We start from the raw sequence: 14,382 nt of genomic DNA, 5'->3' as shown, positions 1-14,382 counted from the left end.
TGGTGGCCAGAGCGGCGGTTCCCTGTGTGGTAGACATGATCACATTCCCCCGAATGTTGTGTGGTTGATCTTTACTTTCGATCATCTACCCAGAGTGATCGTTTCCACACTTAGAGTGATACCCCCCTCCCGGTGCACGGCGACGGCGCGGTACTCAGATGGGCGCTGGAAGCGGTGCCGGGACCTACTCCTGCTCGGTGAGCCGGTCCCGCTGCAGGATCACTTTGGTGGTCTTGGCGGTGTAGGCGGTGGGGGCGTCGTCCCAGTCTGCGAGCAGGGTGGTGACGCGTTCGGCGGGAAAGCCGGTGCGGTGGACGAAGTCGAGGAGGTCGGGGAGGGTGGCGCGGGCGTGGGAGACGCCTACCCGGAGGGTGATGTCGGTGGCGTACATGTGCATGAGGGGGATGCGGGTACCGGTGGCGAGGTAGTAGCCGACCGCGGTGCACACGCCGCCGGGAGCCGTTGCGGTGAGCGCCCGGCGCAGGCCTGGGGCGCGTGAGGTGGCTTCGACGACGATGTCGTAGCTGCCGCCGATGGTGGTGGTGCCGGCGAGTGGCTGGGCTTGGGCGCCGAGGGATTCAGCGATCTGGCGTCGCCCGGGGTCGTCGTCGAGGTAGTCGACGGTCGTAGCGCCGTGGGCGGCGGCCAGGCCGGCGGCGTACAGGCCGATGCTTTTGGCGCCGCCGCCGAGGATGAGGACCGTTGCGCCTTCGTGGCGGGTGAGCGGGGGGACGACGGTTCGCCAGGCGTCGGCGAGGTTGTCGCTGGCCGCGGCGACGCGCAGCGGCGGGACGCCGTCGGGGACGGGGACGAGCATGTGGTCGGCGTGGGGGACGCGGAGCTGGTCGGTGACCATGCCGCCCCACGGGCCGCTGGCGGGGCCGAAGCCGTAGGCGGCGAGGGTGGCGCGGGTGGTGGTGGCGCATTTGGAGGTGAGGCCGGCCAGGCAGCGGGGGCAGGTGCCGCAGGAGACCGCCCAGGGGACGACGACGCTCTGGCCGGCCCGGATCTGTCGCACGCCCGGCCCGACGGCGACGACTTCGGCGACGCATTCGTGGCCGATCGGGAAAGGCCCCTGGAAGGGGACCTTCCCGCAGATGGTGCCGACGATCGGGTCCACGAGGCCGAGCGCCATCCCGGCTTGGAGCGCTCGCGAGACCGGCCGGTGGATCGGCAGGGTGTCGCCGTCGCAGCGGCCGGCAAGGAACGGACGGACGATCGCATCGCCCGGTTCGGCCAGGCGGGGTGCGGCGCGTTCGCGCCAGGCGAGGCGACCGCTACGCAGGAAGACGAGCTCACGCACGCTGTCGTGGGTCATCGCGGTTGTCGCCGACTGGGGAACGGGACCTGGGCCTGCTCGGGCGCGGGGGCGATGAGGCGTCGCAGTGCGGCGTGCGCGGGTGGGCCCCACGTGGCCTTGCCGCCTGGTCGGCCGCGGACGCCGGCTTCTCCGATATGGATGCCGCCGAGGGCGCGGCGTACCGCCCATCCGCGGGCGCGGCGCAGGGTCGCGGCGTCCGGGGCCGGCTGATAGGCGTCATAAAAGCGGTCGGCGGCGCCGTCCGGCAGCAGGCTCCAAGCGGCGGCGAGGTCGCCGGCCGGATCGCCCGCGAAGAGGTCGCCGAAGTCGATCACGCCGCAGATGGTGCCGTCAGTGGTGAGGACGTTGGCCGGATGCAGGTCACCGTGGAGCCATAGCGCCGGGCCTGTCCAGTCAGGCGCGGCGACGGCGTCGTCCCAGACCGCGCGGACGGCGTCCGGGTCGGGGATCAACCCCATCTCGGTGGCCGAGGCGAGCCCCTTGACGAACCCCTCGGAGTAGTCGGCCAGCGACCCTCCGCGGTCCCGGCCGGCGGGTGCCTGTTCGGGGGCGGGTTGGTGCAGTGCCGTCAGGAAGGCGGCCAGGGCGTCGGCCGCCTCCGCGCCGCGCGTGACGGGGGCGCGGTCGGCGGGCTCGCCCGGCACCCAGGTGGTGACGATCCAGGGTCGCGGAAACCGCGTGGAGGGCTCGCCGAGGCGTTGCGGGACGGGAACCGGCAGCGGGAGGCGCGGGGCGAGGGTGGGCAGCCAGGTGTGCTCCTTGAGCAGCAACTCGTCCGCGGACTCCGTCGCCCAGGGCAACCGGACGGCGAGGTCGTCGCCGAGCCGCCATAGCTGGTTGTCCCAGCCCCGCGCGCCGAGCCTCACAGGGAGATCGGCCAGGTCGTGGTGCTGGTCACGCAGCAGATCCCGCACCAACTCCGCGGTGACCTCGATCTCGGTGTGCGTCATGCGGAGCAACATTAGCCGGAGGGCAGCCGACCCGTTCCGGATGCTGGAGCTCCGAGAGCCGGCGGTGGGAGCCGCCGTGATTCGTCGTGTCAGCCGGCTTCGCTCGCCGCCCTGGCCGCCTCGATGCTCTTGCGCAATGCGGTCGCGATGGGCTCGACGGGCGCGGACAACTGCTGGATCCGGTCCCGGCGCGGACGCGTCTCCCACCAGGAGGGAACCACCGTCTTGAGCCGGGCCGCCGTGGCCAGCGCCGCCAGGACGCGGACGTCCTCGTCCAGGTGCCCGACCGGCTGGCCACTGCGGATGGCCCGGCCGACGCGCTCGGCCAGCCTGCGCGACAGGTACGCTTTGCGCAGCGTGATCCGCTGAACCGGGAACAGCAGGATCCGGCGCCGCTCCACGCTGATGATCCGGGCGGCCGCCAGCTCGTCGCGTACCACGCGGACCGCTTTGCCGTTGTCCTTCTGCACCCACCGCCGCCACGAGCGGGGCGGCGAGTTCGAGATCTGCTCCCAGACCACGGCCCGCAGGGAACCCGGCTCGGCGGCCGGGGCGGTGAGAGCTCGCGCCTTGCCCGACTCGTCCGCCAGGTTGCCCGCCAGCAGCAGCTCGGCGAGGGTGGCCGCGCGCAGCAGGTAGCCCAGCTCGCCCCGCTGGGTCAGCTTCTCCTTCCGCAGGTCGAAGGCCAGCAGGAAGGCCGATCGGGTCAGTGACTCACCCTGCTTCACTTGCGTCTCCATCCGCCCGCTCCTCTTCTTCTGCCTGATCTGTGTCGTCCCCTGAGTCGTCCTCCGGCGCCTTCCTCGGCCGTCCGCGTGGGCGCATCCGCCCCACCCCGTCGGGCAGGCGTCCGGCCTCGGAGAGGGCCCTGCGCAGCAGGAACTCGATCTGGGAGTTCGTGCTGCGCAGCTCGTCGGACGCCCACCTGGCCAGCGCGTCGTGAACTACCGGGTCAAGCCGCAGCAGGATCTTCTTCCGCTCCACGGTGATTACTGGTAGAGCGTGCCCGTGTTGACCACGGGCTGGGTGTCGCGGTCACCGACCAGCACCACGAGCAGGTTGCTCACCATGGCCGCCTTGCGCTCCTCGTCCAACTCGACCACGTCGTGCTCGGCGAGCTTGGCCAGGGCCATCTCCACCATGCCGACCGCCCCCTCGACGATCCGCTGCCGCGCCGCCACCACCGCGCCCGCCTGCTGGCGGCGCAGCATGGCGTGGGCGATCTCGGGCGCGTACGCCAGGTGGATGATGCGGGACTCGATGACCTTCACCCCGGCGGACGACACCCTGGCCGCGATCTCCGTGGACAGCCGCTCGTTGATCTCGTCGGCGTTGTCCCGCAGGGAAAGCCTGGGCTCGCCGTGCGCGTCGTACGGATAGCTGCCCGCGATGTGCCGCACGGCGGTCTCCGCCTGGATGGCCACGAACTCCACGAAGTCGTCCACCTCGAAGACCGCCTGCGCGGTGTCCTGCACCTGCCAGACCACCACGGTCGCGATCTGGATCGGGTTGCCGTCCGCGTCGTTGACCTTCGTCACGTCCGTCTCGTGGTTGCGGATCCTCGTGGACACCCGCCGGCGCACCGTGATCGGGTTGACCCACTGGAAGCCGGGGGTGCGCAGGGTGCCGACGTACCGGCCGAGCAGCTGCACCACCCTGGCCTCGCCCGGCGCCACCGCGGTGAGGCCGAAGTACATGACGAACCCGAGCAGGATCATCAGGATGCTCACGATGACCACCCACATGCCGCCCTGCCCGGCCCCCGAGGCGAGCATGACGATTCCCACGACGAGCAGCGCGATCCCGGCCAGCTCCAGCGCCGTCGCCACCCCCAGCATCACGAACCCGTTGGCCGCCCGCACCGGGTGCTCGCTCGTGCGCGGTGCGGGCATGTCCACGACGGCGGCCTCAAGTGCGGCCCCGCCCGATGTGTTCGCCATCGTCCGTCCCTTCTCCGTGACTTCATCTTGCTAGCAAATTGATATCACTTTTTTGGGGACGGTGACAGCCCGGTTCTCTATGAAATCTGCTCGGGTGGATGCAATGGGCCGCCGCCGGCGCCGGCGGTGACGCGCCCCGGTCCGCCCGGCCGGCTGCGGCGGCGACGACTTCGGGTCTAGGAGCGAAAGACCTTGCGAAGGAGCTCGCCGAACTCGGCGGGATGCGTGGTCAGGCCGGTGTGCCCGCCCGGGAAGTGCACGAGCTCCACGCCGAAACGCGCGGCCAGGAAAGCGGCCGGACGGTAGGGCAGCTCGCCGCGCGAGTCCTCGCCGCACGCGAGCACGAGCCGGTCCGACAGCGCCGCCAGCCGGTCGAGGTCCGGGGCATACGACATGAAGCTCGGCACGATGCGCCCGACGAAGTACGGCATGTTGGCCATCGTCCGCTCGGCCCGCGCCGCCGCCTGGGGCGGAAGCTTGATCTCGGCCTGGGGTTCGGTGGTGTCGCCGCCCTTCCTCAGACCTGCCATGAACACGGCCATCGCCGGCATGAGCCCCTCAATGCGGAACGTCTCCCGCACCCGCGCGATGAGCGCGCGATGGTCGGCGGCGTCCGGCAGCACCTCCACCACCGGCGGCTCGTGCGCCACGACGCGTCCGATGCGTTCGGGATGGGCGGCGAGCAGGTGCAGAGAGATGATCGCGCCCGAGCTGGCGCCGAAAACGCGGGCGGGCTCGCGGGGCGACAGCAGCTCCAAGATCCGGAACGCGTCGTCGGCGTGCTCCTCGACCCGCTGCTCGGCCTCGGGGTCGTCCAGCGGGCTGCGGGACATGCCACGCGGGTCGTAGGTCACGACCGTGTGCTCGGCGGCCAGGGCGTCGGCGATGCCGTCGAAGGAGGCCGCATCGCCCGCCCCGCCGGGAATCAGAAGCAGGAGCGGGCCCTCGCCGCGCACCTCGTAGTGCAGGGTCGCGCCGTTCACGCGCAGGCTGCCGTTGGTCGGGTCGGTCATTTCGGGTCTCCTTCACGGGACGGGGGCCAGTGCTCCAGGAGGACGTGCAGGGCGTCGAGTGCGCGGACCCACGAGTCCTGCGGCGAGCGTTCATGCCCGAATCCGCCTGCCGCCTCCAGGGCGACAAACCCGTGGAACGTGCTGCGCAGCACCCGGACCGCGTCGGTCAGGTCTGGCTCTTCCAGCCCGTAGGCTCGCAGCATGCTGTAGGTCAGCTCGACCGCACGCCGCGGCCCGGGAGCCTTTGCGGCCAGCTCCGGGTCGATCTGGATCGGAGTCTGCGTCGCCATGTAGCGACCCGGATGCTCACGGGCGTACTCCCGCCAGGCATTCGCGAACGCGACCAGCGCATCCTTGCCCGCCCGGCCGGCGGTGGCATCCGCTATCTGGACGGTCTTTTCGTCCGCCGCAAGCAGCGCGATCCGTCCACGCAGGTCCTCCAGACTGCGGACGTGGGTGTAGAGGCTCGCGTCCTTCACACCGAGCCGCCGCGCCACCTCCGCGATCGTCACCTGGTCGAGCCCCACCTCATCCGCCAGCTCGGCGCCCGCGATCGTCACCTGCTCCGCCGTCAACCTGGCCCGCGCCATGCACCCTCCCTGCATTCCTAGGATCACTAGATTTATCCTAGGACTCCTAGGCTGTCAAAGAGGAGGATTGTTAACGCAGGCGGCACGGCTCGGTGCGCCGTGACGGCCGGTGGACGCTGCCGTACCGGCCGGCGCCGCGCCAGTGACGTGTCTTGCCGAGCGTGCTGATCACTGCTGCATCCTTGGATCGTGCGTGGGGTCGGCGTACATGGGCGGGCAGCCGTCATCGATGGCTTCGGGGCGCAGTTCGTAGTGCCAGGGTTCGTTGCGGTAGATCTGGCACAGCCCGTACTCGGCGCCGTGCTTGGACAGCCATGCCGTGGCATCGGAGGGCCCGATGTCGACCGCGTCCCCCGACACGTGAAGAGACTTGTCCGCGGTGGCCACCCATCGGGCGGCTTCCTCTTCTGAGCCGTACTCCGAGACCGCCTCATGGTGTAGCTGTTCCTGGTACGCCGGGGAACGCCAGCCACTATTGACGAAGAACTCGACCCCGTCGTGCGCGGCATCAGTCGCAGCTTGGCGCAGGGCGGCGAGCAGTTCGTGGTCGAGGTTGGCCACGGCCGGAATTTCGTCATCGAAGACCGTCACACCGTCGGGGACGGCGCCATCTGCCTCGCCAAGTGCACCATGGCGGTCGCCCTGAAGAATGTCGATGGGTGATGCCGCCGAGGAGGCCAGGGTCCGGTAAGCGAGGACACCGATAAGCGCCGCGCTGACGACTACAAGGGCAGCGAGGATGGTCGATCGGGTACGGCGGGCTGCTCTTCGTGCTGGTCCGCTGCAGGTCATGCCTGCAGTCAAGGCAGCGCGGCGTTGTCAGCACGTATGGGGTTTTCGATATGCCGACGATATGCTCCGGCTCGTACCCTCGAGAGCATGCGTGTGTTGGTCGTCGAGGACGAGCCCTATCTGGCAGAAGCCATCCGCGATGGCCTACGGCTGGAAGCGATCGCCGCCGACCTCGCCGGTGACGGTGACACCGCTCTGGAACTGCTGAGCATCAACGCCTACGACATCGCCGTCCTCGACCGCGATATCCCCGGCCCCTCCGGCGACGAGATCGCCAAACGTATCGTCGCCTCCGGCAGCGGCATGCCCATCCTCATGCTCACCGCTGCCGACCGGCTCGACGACAAGGCCTCCGGGTTCGAACTCGGCGCCGACGACTACCTCACCAAGCCCTTCGCACTCCGGGAGCTCGTGCTCCGTCTCCGAGCACTCGACCGCAGGCGCGCCCACAACAGACCACCCGTGCGAGAGATCGCAGGCCTGCGTCTGGATCCGTTCCGCCGCGAGGTCTACCGCGACGGCCGCTACGTCGCGCTCACCCGGAAACAGTTCGCCGTGCTCGAAGTCCTCGTCGCCGCCGAAGGCGGTGTCGTCAGCGCCGAAGAACTCTTGGAGCGAGCGTGGGACGAGAACGCCGACCCCTTCACCAACGCCGTGCGCATCACTGTCTCGGCACTGCGCAAACGGCTCGGCGAACCCGGGATCATCGCCACCGTGGCCGGCGTCGGCTACCGCATCGACACAGCACCCGGCACCGGACGTGAGGGAGTGAGCCGTGGATAGGACGCCTGGTTTGAGCGTTCGCCTCAAACTTACTCTCAGCTATGCCGGGTTCGTCATGCTTGCAGGTGCCTTGCTGCTCGCGACGGTGTGGGTATTCCTTCTGCGTTATGTGCCCGACGGTCCGATCCGGGTCCTCGGTCCTTTTGTTCCCAACCAATCCGACCTCCTGAGCGCTTTCGCTCCACGGGCAGCCGCAGTTTGGGCGTTCCTGCTGGTGTTCGGTCTCGTGGGAGGGTGGATTCTCGCCGGCCGCATGCTCACCCCTCTGACTCGCATCACACAGGCCACACGCATGGCCGCGAGCGGATCGCTCTCCCACCGAATCCGGCTACAGGGCCCCAGAGATGAGTTCCGCGAACTCGCCGACGCCTTCGACACCATGCTCATGCGGCTCGAAGCACACGTCGCCGAACAGCAGAGATTCGCAGCCAACGCCTCCCACGAACTACGCACCCCACTGGCGATCTCGCAGACACTTCTCGACGTGGCCCGCAACGATCTGAACCGGGACACCGGCGAACTCCTCGACCGCCTCCACACCGTCAACACCCGAGCGATCAACCTCACTGAAGCATTGCTCCTGCTCAGCCGCGCCGACAAACGGTCCTTCACCCGACTACACGTCGACCTGTCCCTCATCGCGGAAGAAGCCACCGAAACGCTCCTCCCCCTCGCGGAAAAACGCGGCCTCACCATCGAGACCTCCGGCGACATGACCCCCACCATCGGCTCGCACGAGCTCCTGCTGCAGATGACGACGAACCTCGTGCACAACGCGATCGTCCACAACCTGCCTGAACAGGGCACCGTGTGGGTCACGACCAGCGTTCAGCCCAAGGCTGTGGTGCTCACTGTCGAGAACACCGGCGAGAAGCTCGCCCCACAATTGGTTTCCACGCTTGTCGAGCCGTTTCAGCGCGGCACCAAACGCATACGCACCGACCACGCCGGTGTCGGCCTCGGCCTGGCAATCGTCAAAAGCATCGCCCAAGCACACGACGGAACCCTCGCCCTCGCCCCCCGACCCGCCGGCGGGCTCCGCGTCACGGTGCGACTACCCGCGCACCACCCCTCCAGATCGCGGAGCGCGTCATGGCCATCGTCGTTCCCGAACGGAGCCCGTGAGTCACCCTCGTCGTAGCCCTCGCCCGAGCCGTCCGCGTTGTTTCGAAATCAAAATCTCTAAACTTTGTTTTTGAGACAGCGGGTGGATCGTTGCGCGGGAGACGCCGACGCAGCGAGGCGCAGTCTCTGGGTTGCGGTGCGCTCATAACACGCCTCTAGGACTTACCCTTGGTCAGTGGACCGGCTACGCTTCTGACCAAGGGTCGGTCTAAGCCTTGGGGTGATCGGGATGTTTGAACGAGTCAAGGTGTCCTTCACTTCGGCAGGCATCCGCTGCGCCGGCTATCTCTACCTGCCTGCCGACCGTCCAGGGCGGATGCCGTGCGTGGTGCTCTGCCACGGGTTCAGCGGGACGATGGACCGCCTGTTCCCGTACGCCGAGCGGTTCGCCGCCGAGGGGATGGCGGCCTTGGTGTTCGACTATCGCAATTTCGGCGAGAGCGACGGTGAGCCGCGGCAGTTGGTCGACATTGAGGGCCAGCAGGACGACCTACGCGCCGCTGTCGCCTTCGCCCGCGGCCATGAGCACGTCACCCCCGGTCACGTGATGATCTGGGGCAATTCACTCGGCGGAGGCCACGCCGTGTCCGTGGCAGCCGACGATCCCGCGATCGTCGCCGTGGTTGCGCAGATTCCGTTCAACGGATTCCCCAAAAGGGTCGAGGGCCGCTCCGTGGGGCAAACCCTCCGCCTCGAGGCCGCCATCCTCTGGGACGCCGTACGCGGCATGCTCGGCCTGTCGCCCTACTACATCCCCATGGTGGGAAAGCCGGGCGAGCTCGCCGTCACCGCCACCGCAGAAGCGGACCAGCACATCAGGACCCTCACCGGCGAGCACGGCACCACCCTCTGGCGCAACAGCGTTGCCCCCAGGGCGTTCCTCGCCATGGCGCGCTACCGGCCAGGCGATGCGGCCGAGCGGCTGAGCATACCGCTACTGGTCTGCATAGCCGCCGATGACCGGGAGACGCCGCAGGAAACGACACGAGCACTCGCCGATCGCGCGCCGCGCGGTGAGCTACGGATCTACCCTGGCACTCATTTCAGCTTCTACAACGACCCCGAGACCAGGGAACACGTGCTCACCGACCAAATCGCCTTCCTTCGACGCCACCTTCCCGCGAGCTGACATCCGCCGTCCGCGAGGTCGCACCCGCCGGGCCGCCGACGGTTGTCGACACGGATCGGGAGGTTTCCGCCTCGCTGCGCGTAGCGATCGACAGGCGCTACGTTCCTCATACGTCACATTACGGACAACCGTTTTTTTGGAGTGCCATGCTGCACGGGCGTCAGGCGGAGCAGGCCGTCATCGGCAAGTTACTGGAGGGCCGGTCCGGTGCTCTGGTGGTGCGTGGTGAGGCGGGTATTGGCAAGTCGGCTCTTCTGGAGTCCTGCGTGGCCAGTGCGCGGGTGCGGGAGCTGCGGGTGACCGGCGTCGAGTCCGAGGCGGATCTGCCGTTCGCCGCCTTGCATCTGCTGCTGCGCCCGGTCGTGGATCATATCGAGGCGTTGCCGCCGCAGCAGGCGGAGGCGTTGCGTGGCGCGCTCGGTCTCGGCGGTGCGACCCGGGGCGATCGTTTCCTGGTCGGGCTGGCGACGCTAAGCCTGCTGGTGGAGCTGTCGGCGGCGGGCCCGGTGGTGTGCCTGGTCGACGACGCGCAGTGGCTGGATGGCGAGTCGGCCGACGCGCTGCTGTTCGCCGCCCGCCGGCTGCATGCCGAGCCCGTCGTCGTGCTGTTCGGCGCGCGGGAGGGCGACTTTCCCGCGCGGGGTCTGCCCGAGTTGCGGCTGCGTGCGCTGGACACCGAGGCCGCCCGGAAGGTTCTCGCCGAGCAGGCGGCGGACCTGCCGCCGGCCGTACGCGACCAAGTGGTGGCCGAGGCCGGGGGTAACCCGCTGGCGCTGGTCGAGTTGCCCCGTATGCTCACCGCCGAGCAGCGCAGGGGCGCCCTGGTCCCACTTTCGTTCTCCCTCGGTGCGGCGCAGCCGGTGACGGACCGGGTGCTGACGGGTTTCCGCGATCGGATCGCGGCGCTGCCTGAGGCCACCCGCTGCTGCCTGCTGGTGGCGGCCCTCGATCACCATGACGAGCTGGACGTGCTGGCGCGCGCCGTCGGCCTGCTCGGGGCCTCGCTGGCCGACTTCGCCGAAGCCGAGCGCGCCGGCCTGGTGCGGGTGGGTCTAGGGGGTGTGGTCTTCCACCATCCGCTGGTGCGTACCGCGGTGCTGCTGGGCTGTGACATCGCCGCCCGGATGGCCGCGCACCGGGCGCTGGCCGAGACGGTCGATGAGGACCGGCGGGCCTGGCACCTGGCCGCCGTCACCCGGCAGCCCGACGAGGAGGTGGCCGGGAAGCTGGAGAGCCTGGCGCTGCGCGCCCGGCAGCGCGGCGGGCAGACGGCGGTGTCGGCGGCCTACGCGCGAGCGGCCGAGCTGTCCGCCGATCCTGCCGAGGCCGTACGCCGGTGGACGGCCGCAGCGGAGGCCGCGGCCGAGGCAGGCCTGTGGCAGCGCGCTGGTGAGCTGGTCGACAAGGCGCGGCGCCTGGGAGCGGAGTCTGCGCTGCACGGCCTGACCCAGGTGAGAGCGAAGCTGGAAATCGAGGCAGGCCGACCGCTGGAGGGCGTCCGCCTGCTGCTCGAGGGCGCCGAGGCGATCGATGACCTGCCCGTCAAGCTGTCGCTGCTCAGCCTGGCGGGCTTCTACACCTGGGCCAGCGCGTCCCACCCCGACCAGCTCACGCTGGCCCGCCGTACCGAGGAACTGTGCCCGGACGGCGACGGGCTGGCCGCCGTGGTGCGCACGTTCAACCACGCCTTCCGCCTGATCCTCGAGGGTGACGCCGTGACCACGCTCACCTACCGGATGCCGGACCAGGCCGAGCGCATACCGTTCGAGCTGCGCTTCATCATCGCCTACCAGAGCATGGTCCGGGCCGACCTCGACGGCATGCTGGATGGCTCGGCCCAGATCGTCCAGGACTGCCGGGCCGAGGGACGTCTGGGACGCATGCCCCAGGCCATGACGATCTTCACCATCGCGCAGCTCCTCAACGGACACCACCGCTCCGCGCGGTCCGCGGTGGCCGCGGGTCTGGCCCTGGCCGCCGACGTCGGCCAGCCACAATGGGGCAGCTACCTGGCGGGCGTACACGCCTGGCTGTCCGCGGTCGCCGGCGCGCAGGAGGAATGTGCGGCGATGGCAGAGCAAGCCATCCGCGACGCCGGCCACCGCCGGTGGATGCCGGGATACTGCTGGGCCGAGTACGCCCTCGCGGCACTGGACTTCGGGCAGGGCCGCTACGAAGCGATGCTCGACCGGGTGGACCGCGCCATGTCCGGTCCCGCGAGCCATGCCTTCCTGTGGCGGTATTCCTGGCCCGACTACATCGAGGCCGCTGTCCGGGTCGGGGATCCGCAGCGTGCCCGGGACCAGCTCCGTCGCTACACGGAGTGGGCCGAGGCCACCGGCCGGGCCAGGCCGCTTGCCGTCCTGCATCGAGTCCGCGCGCTGCTGACCCCCGACAGCCAGGCCGTGGGACTGTATGAGCGGGCGCTGGCCCTGCACGCCGAAGGACGGCAGCCCTTCGACCAGGCACGCACCCACCTGCTCTACGGCGAGTGGCTGCGCCGCCACAAGCGCCGCGCCGAGGCACGCACCCAACTCCAAACCGCCATGAACGCCTTCGACCAACTCGGCGCAGCCCCCTGGTCCGACCGCGCCGCCGCCGAACTGCGCGCCACCGGCCTCTCCCTACCCGACCACGCCCGTACCACAGATCCCCTGAACGTGCTCACACCGCAAGAACTCCAAGTGGTACGACTGGCCGTCACCGGCGCCTCCAACCGCGAGATCGGCGCGCACCTCTTCCTCAGCCCGCGCACAGTCGCCTCCCACCTGTACAAGGCCTTCCCCAAGCTCGGCATCTCCTCCCGCGCCGAGCTGTCCAGACTCCCAGGACTGACCTGAGGGCAGGTCACACCCGGCGGTAGATGATCGGCTGCGCGGCGACGCCGTTGGCCTTGAAGTTGGCCAGCACGAAACTGCGGAAGGTGGGCCGGAAGATCAGGCTGGGCAGGAACGTCCGCCAGTTCGGCCAGCTCGCGTGGTTGACGAGCCCGTAGTCCGCGGGCTCGTCCTCCAGTGGCCGCATCAAGGCGGAGTTGGGCAGCGCGGTCTTGGCCTGGAACCACCCGGCGGTGTACTCCCACACCTTCAGCAAGGTCTCGCGGTCATCGGCGTAGAAGTAGTTGAACAGGAAGCAATGGTCCTGGCTGTGATCCACGTCGCCGAGCCGTCCGGCGTTGCTCGCGACGATCTCGTGGGTACGGCGGGCCGCGGCGCGGAGCGTCTGGGCGAGCTCCTTGTAGGCGGCGCTCTCGCGCAGTGCCAGCGCGGCCTCCACGGACGCGGTGCGGATCAACACGACGACGTCATAACGCGCCGGCCGAAGGCCTCGGGCGGCCAGCAGCTCGTCGCCCTCACCTGGTGTGCGCAGGACGGCGCGGAACACGTTCGCCTCGCGCGCCTCGATACCCGTGGCCAGCGCCTTGAGATGGGCGGGCAGCTGTGCGGGAGGCGACGCGAAGTAACTGCCGCGCCAGGTGCCGACCTCGCCGGCCAGCATGAGGAAACCGTCGCCGGTCGGAGGCAGTAACCGGGCCTTGGCGGCCAGATGATCATTGATCAGCTCCATATCGCCGACGCTAGCCGGGGCCCTCGCGCGTCGCCTCCGTCACCTGACTGACGTTCCAGCCATCACTACCAGCATGCTGACGATGATCGGCCTGGACGGTGGCGACCGGCGGCAGGGCGTGGCCCATGCGGGCCGGCGTGGCCGGCCTGCAAGGCGGCTTCGCCTCCGTCAAGGTGACTGATGTGTCCCGGGCCTCGATCAGTCATCTGACAGAGGCGACCGATAGAACCATCTTCCTAGGGTTTCGGCCATGACCAAACGACCTGAGCCCTACTCGGCGACCGTGATGGCGATCCTGGCCGCCGCCTTCTGCAGCTGGGCACTGCTGACCCTCCCCATCCAAGGTGCCGTCATCCTCGTGGTCGCCAGCGTGCTGGGCTGGAGCGGGTGGATCGCCTTCAGCTACACCCGCCCGGTGAAGTCCAGGAAGGTGATCGCCATCTACCTGTGCGCCGTGGGCTTCCAGCTCATCCACATGGCCGAGGAGTACACCGGCGGCTTCCCGCACGAGATCGTCGAGCTGTTCGACTCGCCACGGGACTGGCCGGAGAAGGAGTTCCTGCTCGTCTTCGTCTTCGGCTTCGGCGCGCTCTACTTCTTCGCCGGCGCGGGCGCGCTCTACCGGATCCGCGTGGCCAACTTCTTCCTGTGGTGGTACGCCCTGGGCGCGGGCCTGCTCAACGGCATCGCCCACTTCGTCTTCCCGATCCTCAAGGGCGGCTACTTCCCCGGCCTGTACACCGCCGGCGGCCACTTCATCATGAGCGGACTGCTGATCTACTTCCTCGTCAAGGAGAACCGCCAGCTCAAGACCGAGGAGCAGCAGGCTCACTCGCTGGTCCGGTAGCGGGCCGCTCGATCAGCTCCCTACCTAACCAGCCGGTGGGAGCCTCGCAAGACTTCAGCCACCATGACTGATTCAGCCGGAACCGGCGGGCCGTACGGTCGTGATCAGTCTGGACGCCACCGGAATGGGCGACCGAGCCGATGCGCGCCTCCTACTGACCTGGACCCGGAAGGACCACTCATGTCGAAAACCGTCCTCGTGACCGGTGCTTCCACCGGAATCGGGCGGGCCACCGCCCTGCTGCTGGCCCGCGAGGGCTTCACCGTCTACGCCGGGGTCCGCAAGGAGGCCGACGGGCAGGCGCTCGGCCCGACCGTCACCCCGA

General features: G+C 69.3%; 15 protein-coding genes. 6 read left to right on the top strand and 9 right to left on the bottom strand.

Going from position 1 to position 14,382, the window contains the following annotated elements:
* Positions 1–184: 184 nt before the first annotated feature.
* From ACTWQA_RS56945 to ACTWQA_RS56910, 8 genes are all read right to left on the bottom strand, one after another.
* Positions 185–1,303 carry a zinc-dependent alcohol dehydrogenase gene (locus ACTWQA_RS56945; RefSeq protein ID WP_443167126.1) on the bottom strand — a complete coding sequence of 373 codons (1,119 nt, stop codon included), beginning with the start codon at positions 1,301–1,303 and terminating at the stop codon, positions 185–187.
* An 11-nt stretch (positions 1,304–1,314) separates the two neighbouring features.
* Complete coding sequence (locus ACTWQA_RS56940) at positions 1,315–2,271, bottom strand: aminoglycoside phosphotransferase family protein (protein WP_443167125.1); 957 nt, start codon at positions 2,269–2,271, stop codon at positions 1,315–1,317.
* Positions 2,272–2,360: 89 nt separating this feature from the next.
* Positions 2,361–3,011 carry a GPP34 family phosphoprotein gene (locus tag ACTWQA_RS56935; protein ID WP_443167124.1) on the bottom strand — a complete coding sequence of 217 codons (651 nt, stop codon included), beginning with the start codon at positions 3,009–3,011 and terminating at the stop codon, positions 2,361–2,363.
* Complete coding sequence (locus tag ACTWQA_RS56930; RefSeq protein ID WP_442942115.1) at positions 2,986–3,255, bottom strand: hypothetical protein; 270 nt, start codon at positions 3,253–3,255, stop codon at positions 2,986–2,988. The genes ACTWQA_RS56935 and ACTWQA_RS56930 overlap by 26 nt, the downstream gene beginning before the upstream one ends.
* Positions 3,256–3,260: 5 nt before the next feature.
* Positions 3,261–4,211, bottom strand: a complete 951-nt coding sequence (locus ACTWQA_RS56925) for an SPFH domain-containing protein (RefSeq protein ID WP_443167123.1) — start codon at positions 4,209–4,211, stop codon at positions 3,261–3,263.
* 176 nt (positions 4,212–4,387) lie between these two features.
* The gene (locus ACTWQA_RS56920; RefSeq protein ID WP_443167122.1) at positions 4,388–5,224 is read right to left on the bottom strand and encodes an alpha/beta fold hydrolase; all 837 of its coding nucleotides are present in this window, start codon (positions 5,222–5,224) and stop codon (positions 4,388–4,390) included.
* The gene (locus ACTWQA_RS56915; RefSeq protein ID WP_327588355.1) at positions 5,221–5,814 is read right to left on the bottom strand and encodes a TetR/AcrR family transcriptional regulator; all 594 of its coding nucleotides are present in this window, start codon (positions 5,812–5,814) and stop codon (positions 5,221–5,223) included. The genes ACTWQA_RS56920 and ACTWQA_RS56915 overlap by 4 nt, the downstream gene beginning before the upstream one ends.
* 168 nt (positions 5,815–5,982) lie before the next feature.
* Positions 5,983–6,606 carry a M15 family metallopeptidase gene (locus tag ACTWQA_RS56910; protein WP_443167121.1) on the bottom strand — a complete coding sequence of 208 codons (624 nt, stop codon included), beginning with the start codon at positions 6,604–6,606 and terminating at the stop codon, positions 5,983–5,985.
* 87 nt (positions 6,607–6,693) lie between these two features.
* Between ACTWQA_RS56910 and ACTWQA_RS56905 the strand changes: the two genes are divergently transcribed.
* From ACTWQA_RS56905 to ACTWQA_RS56890, 4 genes are all read left to right on the top strand, one after another.
* Positions 6,694–7,389 (top strand): response regulator transcription factor, encoded by a 696-nt coding sequence (locus tag ACTWQA_RS56905; protein ID WP_305922833.1) that lies wholly within the window; start codon positions 6,694–6,696, stop codon positions 7,387–7,389.
* Positions 7,390–7,399: 10 nt separating this feature from the next.
* Positions 7,400–8,530, top strand: coding sequence for a sensor histidine kinase (locus tag ACTWQA_RS56900; RefSeq protein ID WP_443167120.1), 1,131 nt, complete (start codon positions 7,400–7,402; stop codon positions 8,528–8,530).
* Between the two features lie 231 nt (positions 8,531–8,761).
* A complete protein-coding gene (locus ACTWQA_RS56895) occupies positions 8,762–9,643 on the top strand; it encodes an alpha/beta hydrolase (RefSeq protein WP_443167119.1) in 882 nt (293 codons plus the stop codon).
* Positions 9,644–9,789: 146 nt separating this feature from the next.
* Positions 9,790–12,483 carry a LuxR C-terminal-related transcriptional regulator gene (locus ACTWQA_RS56890; protein ID WP_443167118.1) on the top strand — a complete coding sequence of 898 codons (2,694 nt, stop codon included), beginning with the start codon at positions 9,790–9,792 and terminating at the stop codon, positions 12,481–12,483.
* A gap of 7 nt (positions 12,484–12,490) precedes the next feature.
* Here the strand turns inward: ACTWQA_RS56890 and ACTWQA_RS56885 are convergent, their stop codons facing one another.
* Complete coding sequence (locus ACTWQA_RS56885; protein ID WP_443167117.1) at positions 12,491–13,210, bottom strand: hypothetical protein; 720 nt, start codon at positions 13,208–13,210, stop codon at positions 12,491–12,493.
* Between the two features lie 250 nt (positions 13,211–13,460).
* Between ACTWQA_RS56885 and ACTWQA_RS56880 the strand changes: the two genes are divergently transcribed.
* A complete protein-coding gene (locus ACTWQA_RS56880) occupies positions 13,461–14,057 on the top strand; it encodes an HXXEE domain-containing protein (RefSeq protein ID WP_443167116.1) in 597 nt (198 codons plus the stop codon).
* 63 nt (positions 14,058–14,120) lie between these two features.
* Positions 14,121–14,382 (top strand): SDR family NAD(P)-dependent oxidoreductase (locus ACTWQA_RS56875; RefSeq protein ID WP_443167115.1); only part of this gene is annotated, 262 nt, incomplete at its 3' end.

It is taken from the genome of Nonomuraea sp. 10N515B, from assembly GCF_052245915.1.
Taxonomy (GTDB): Bacteria; Actinomycetota; Actinomycetes; order Streptosporangiales; family Streptosporangiaceae; genus Nonomuraea.
The sequence above is the reverse complement of the archived record's forward strand: the minus strand, read 5'-3'. Positions and strand labels throughout refer to the sequence as shown.

Excerpts from the sequence above, each read along its gene's own strand:
- ACTWQA_RS56940 (WP_443167125.1), bottom strand. The coding sequence starts at position 2,271 with ATGACGCACACCGAGATCGAGGTCACCGCGGAGTTGGTGCGGGATCTG.
- ACTWQA_RS56935 (WP_443167124.1), bottom strand. The coding sequence starts at position 3,011 with ATGGAGACGCAAGTGAAGCAGGGTGAGTCACTGACCCGATCGGCCTTC.
- ACTWQA_RS56925 (WP_443167123.1), bottom strand. The coding sequence starts at position 4,211 with ATGGCGAACACATCGGGCGGGGCCGCACTTGAGGCCGCCGTCGTGGAC.
- ACTWQA_RS56920 (WP_443167122.1), bottom strand. The coding sequence starts at position 5,224 with ATGACCGACCCGACCAACGGCAGCCTGCGCGTGAACGGCGCGACCCTG.
- ACTWQA_RS56915 (WP_327588355.1), bottom strand. The coding sequence starts at position 5,814 with ATGGCGCGGGCCAGGTTGACGGCGGAGCAGGTGACGATCGCGGGCGCC.
- ACTWQA_RS56910 (WP_443167121.1), bottom strand. The coding sequence starts at position 6,606 with ATGACCTGCAGCGGACCAGCACGAAGAGCAGCCCGCCGTACCCGATCG.
- ACTWQA_RS56905 (WP_305922833.1), top strand. The coding sequence starts at position 6,694 with ATGCGTGTGTTGGTCGTCGAGGACGAGCCCTATCTGGCAGAAGCCATC.
- ACTWQA_RS56890 (WP_443167118.1), top strand. The coding sequence starts at position 9,790 with ATGCTGCACGGGCGTCAGGCGGAGCAGGCCGTCATCGGCAAGTTACTG.
- ACTWQA_RS56885 (WP_443167117.1), bottom strand. The coding sequence starts at position 13,210 with ATGGAGCTGATCAATGATCATCTGGCCGCCAAGGCCCGGTTACTGCCT.
- ACTWQA_RS56880 (WP_443167116.1), top strand. The coding sequence starts at position 13,461 with ATGACCAAACGACCTGAGCCCTACTCGGCGACCGTGATGGCGATCCTG.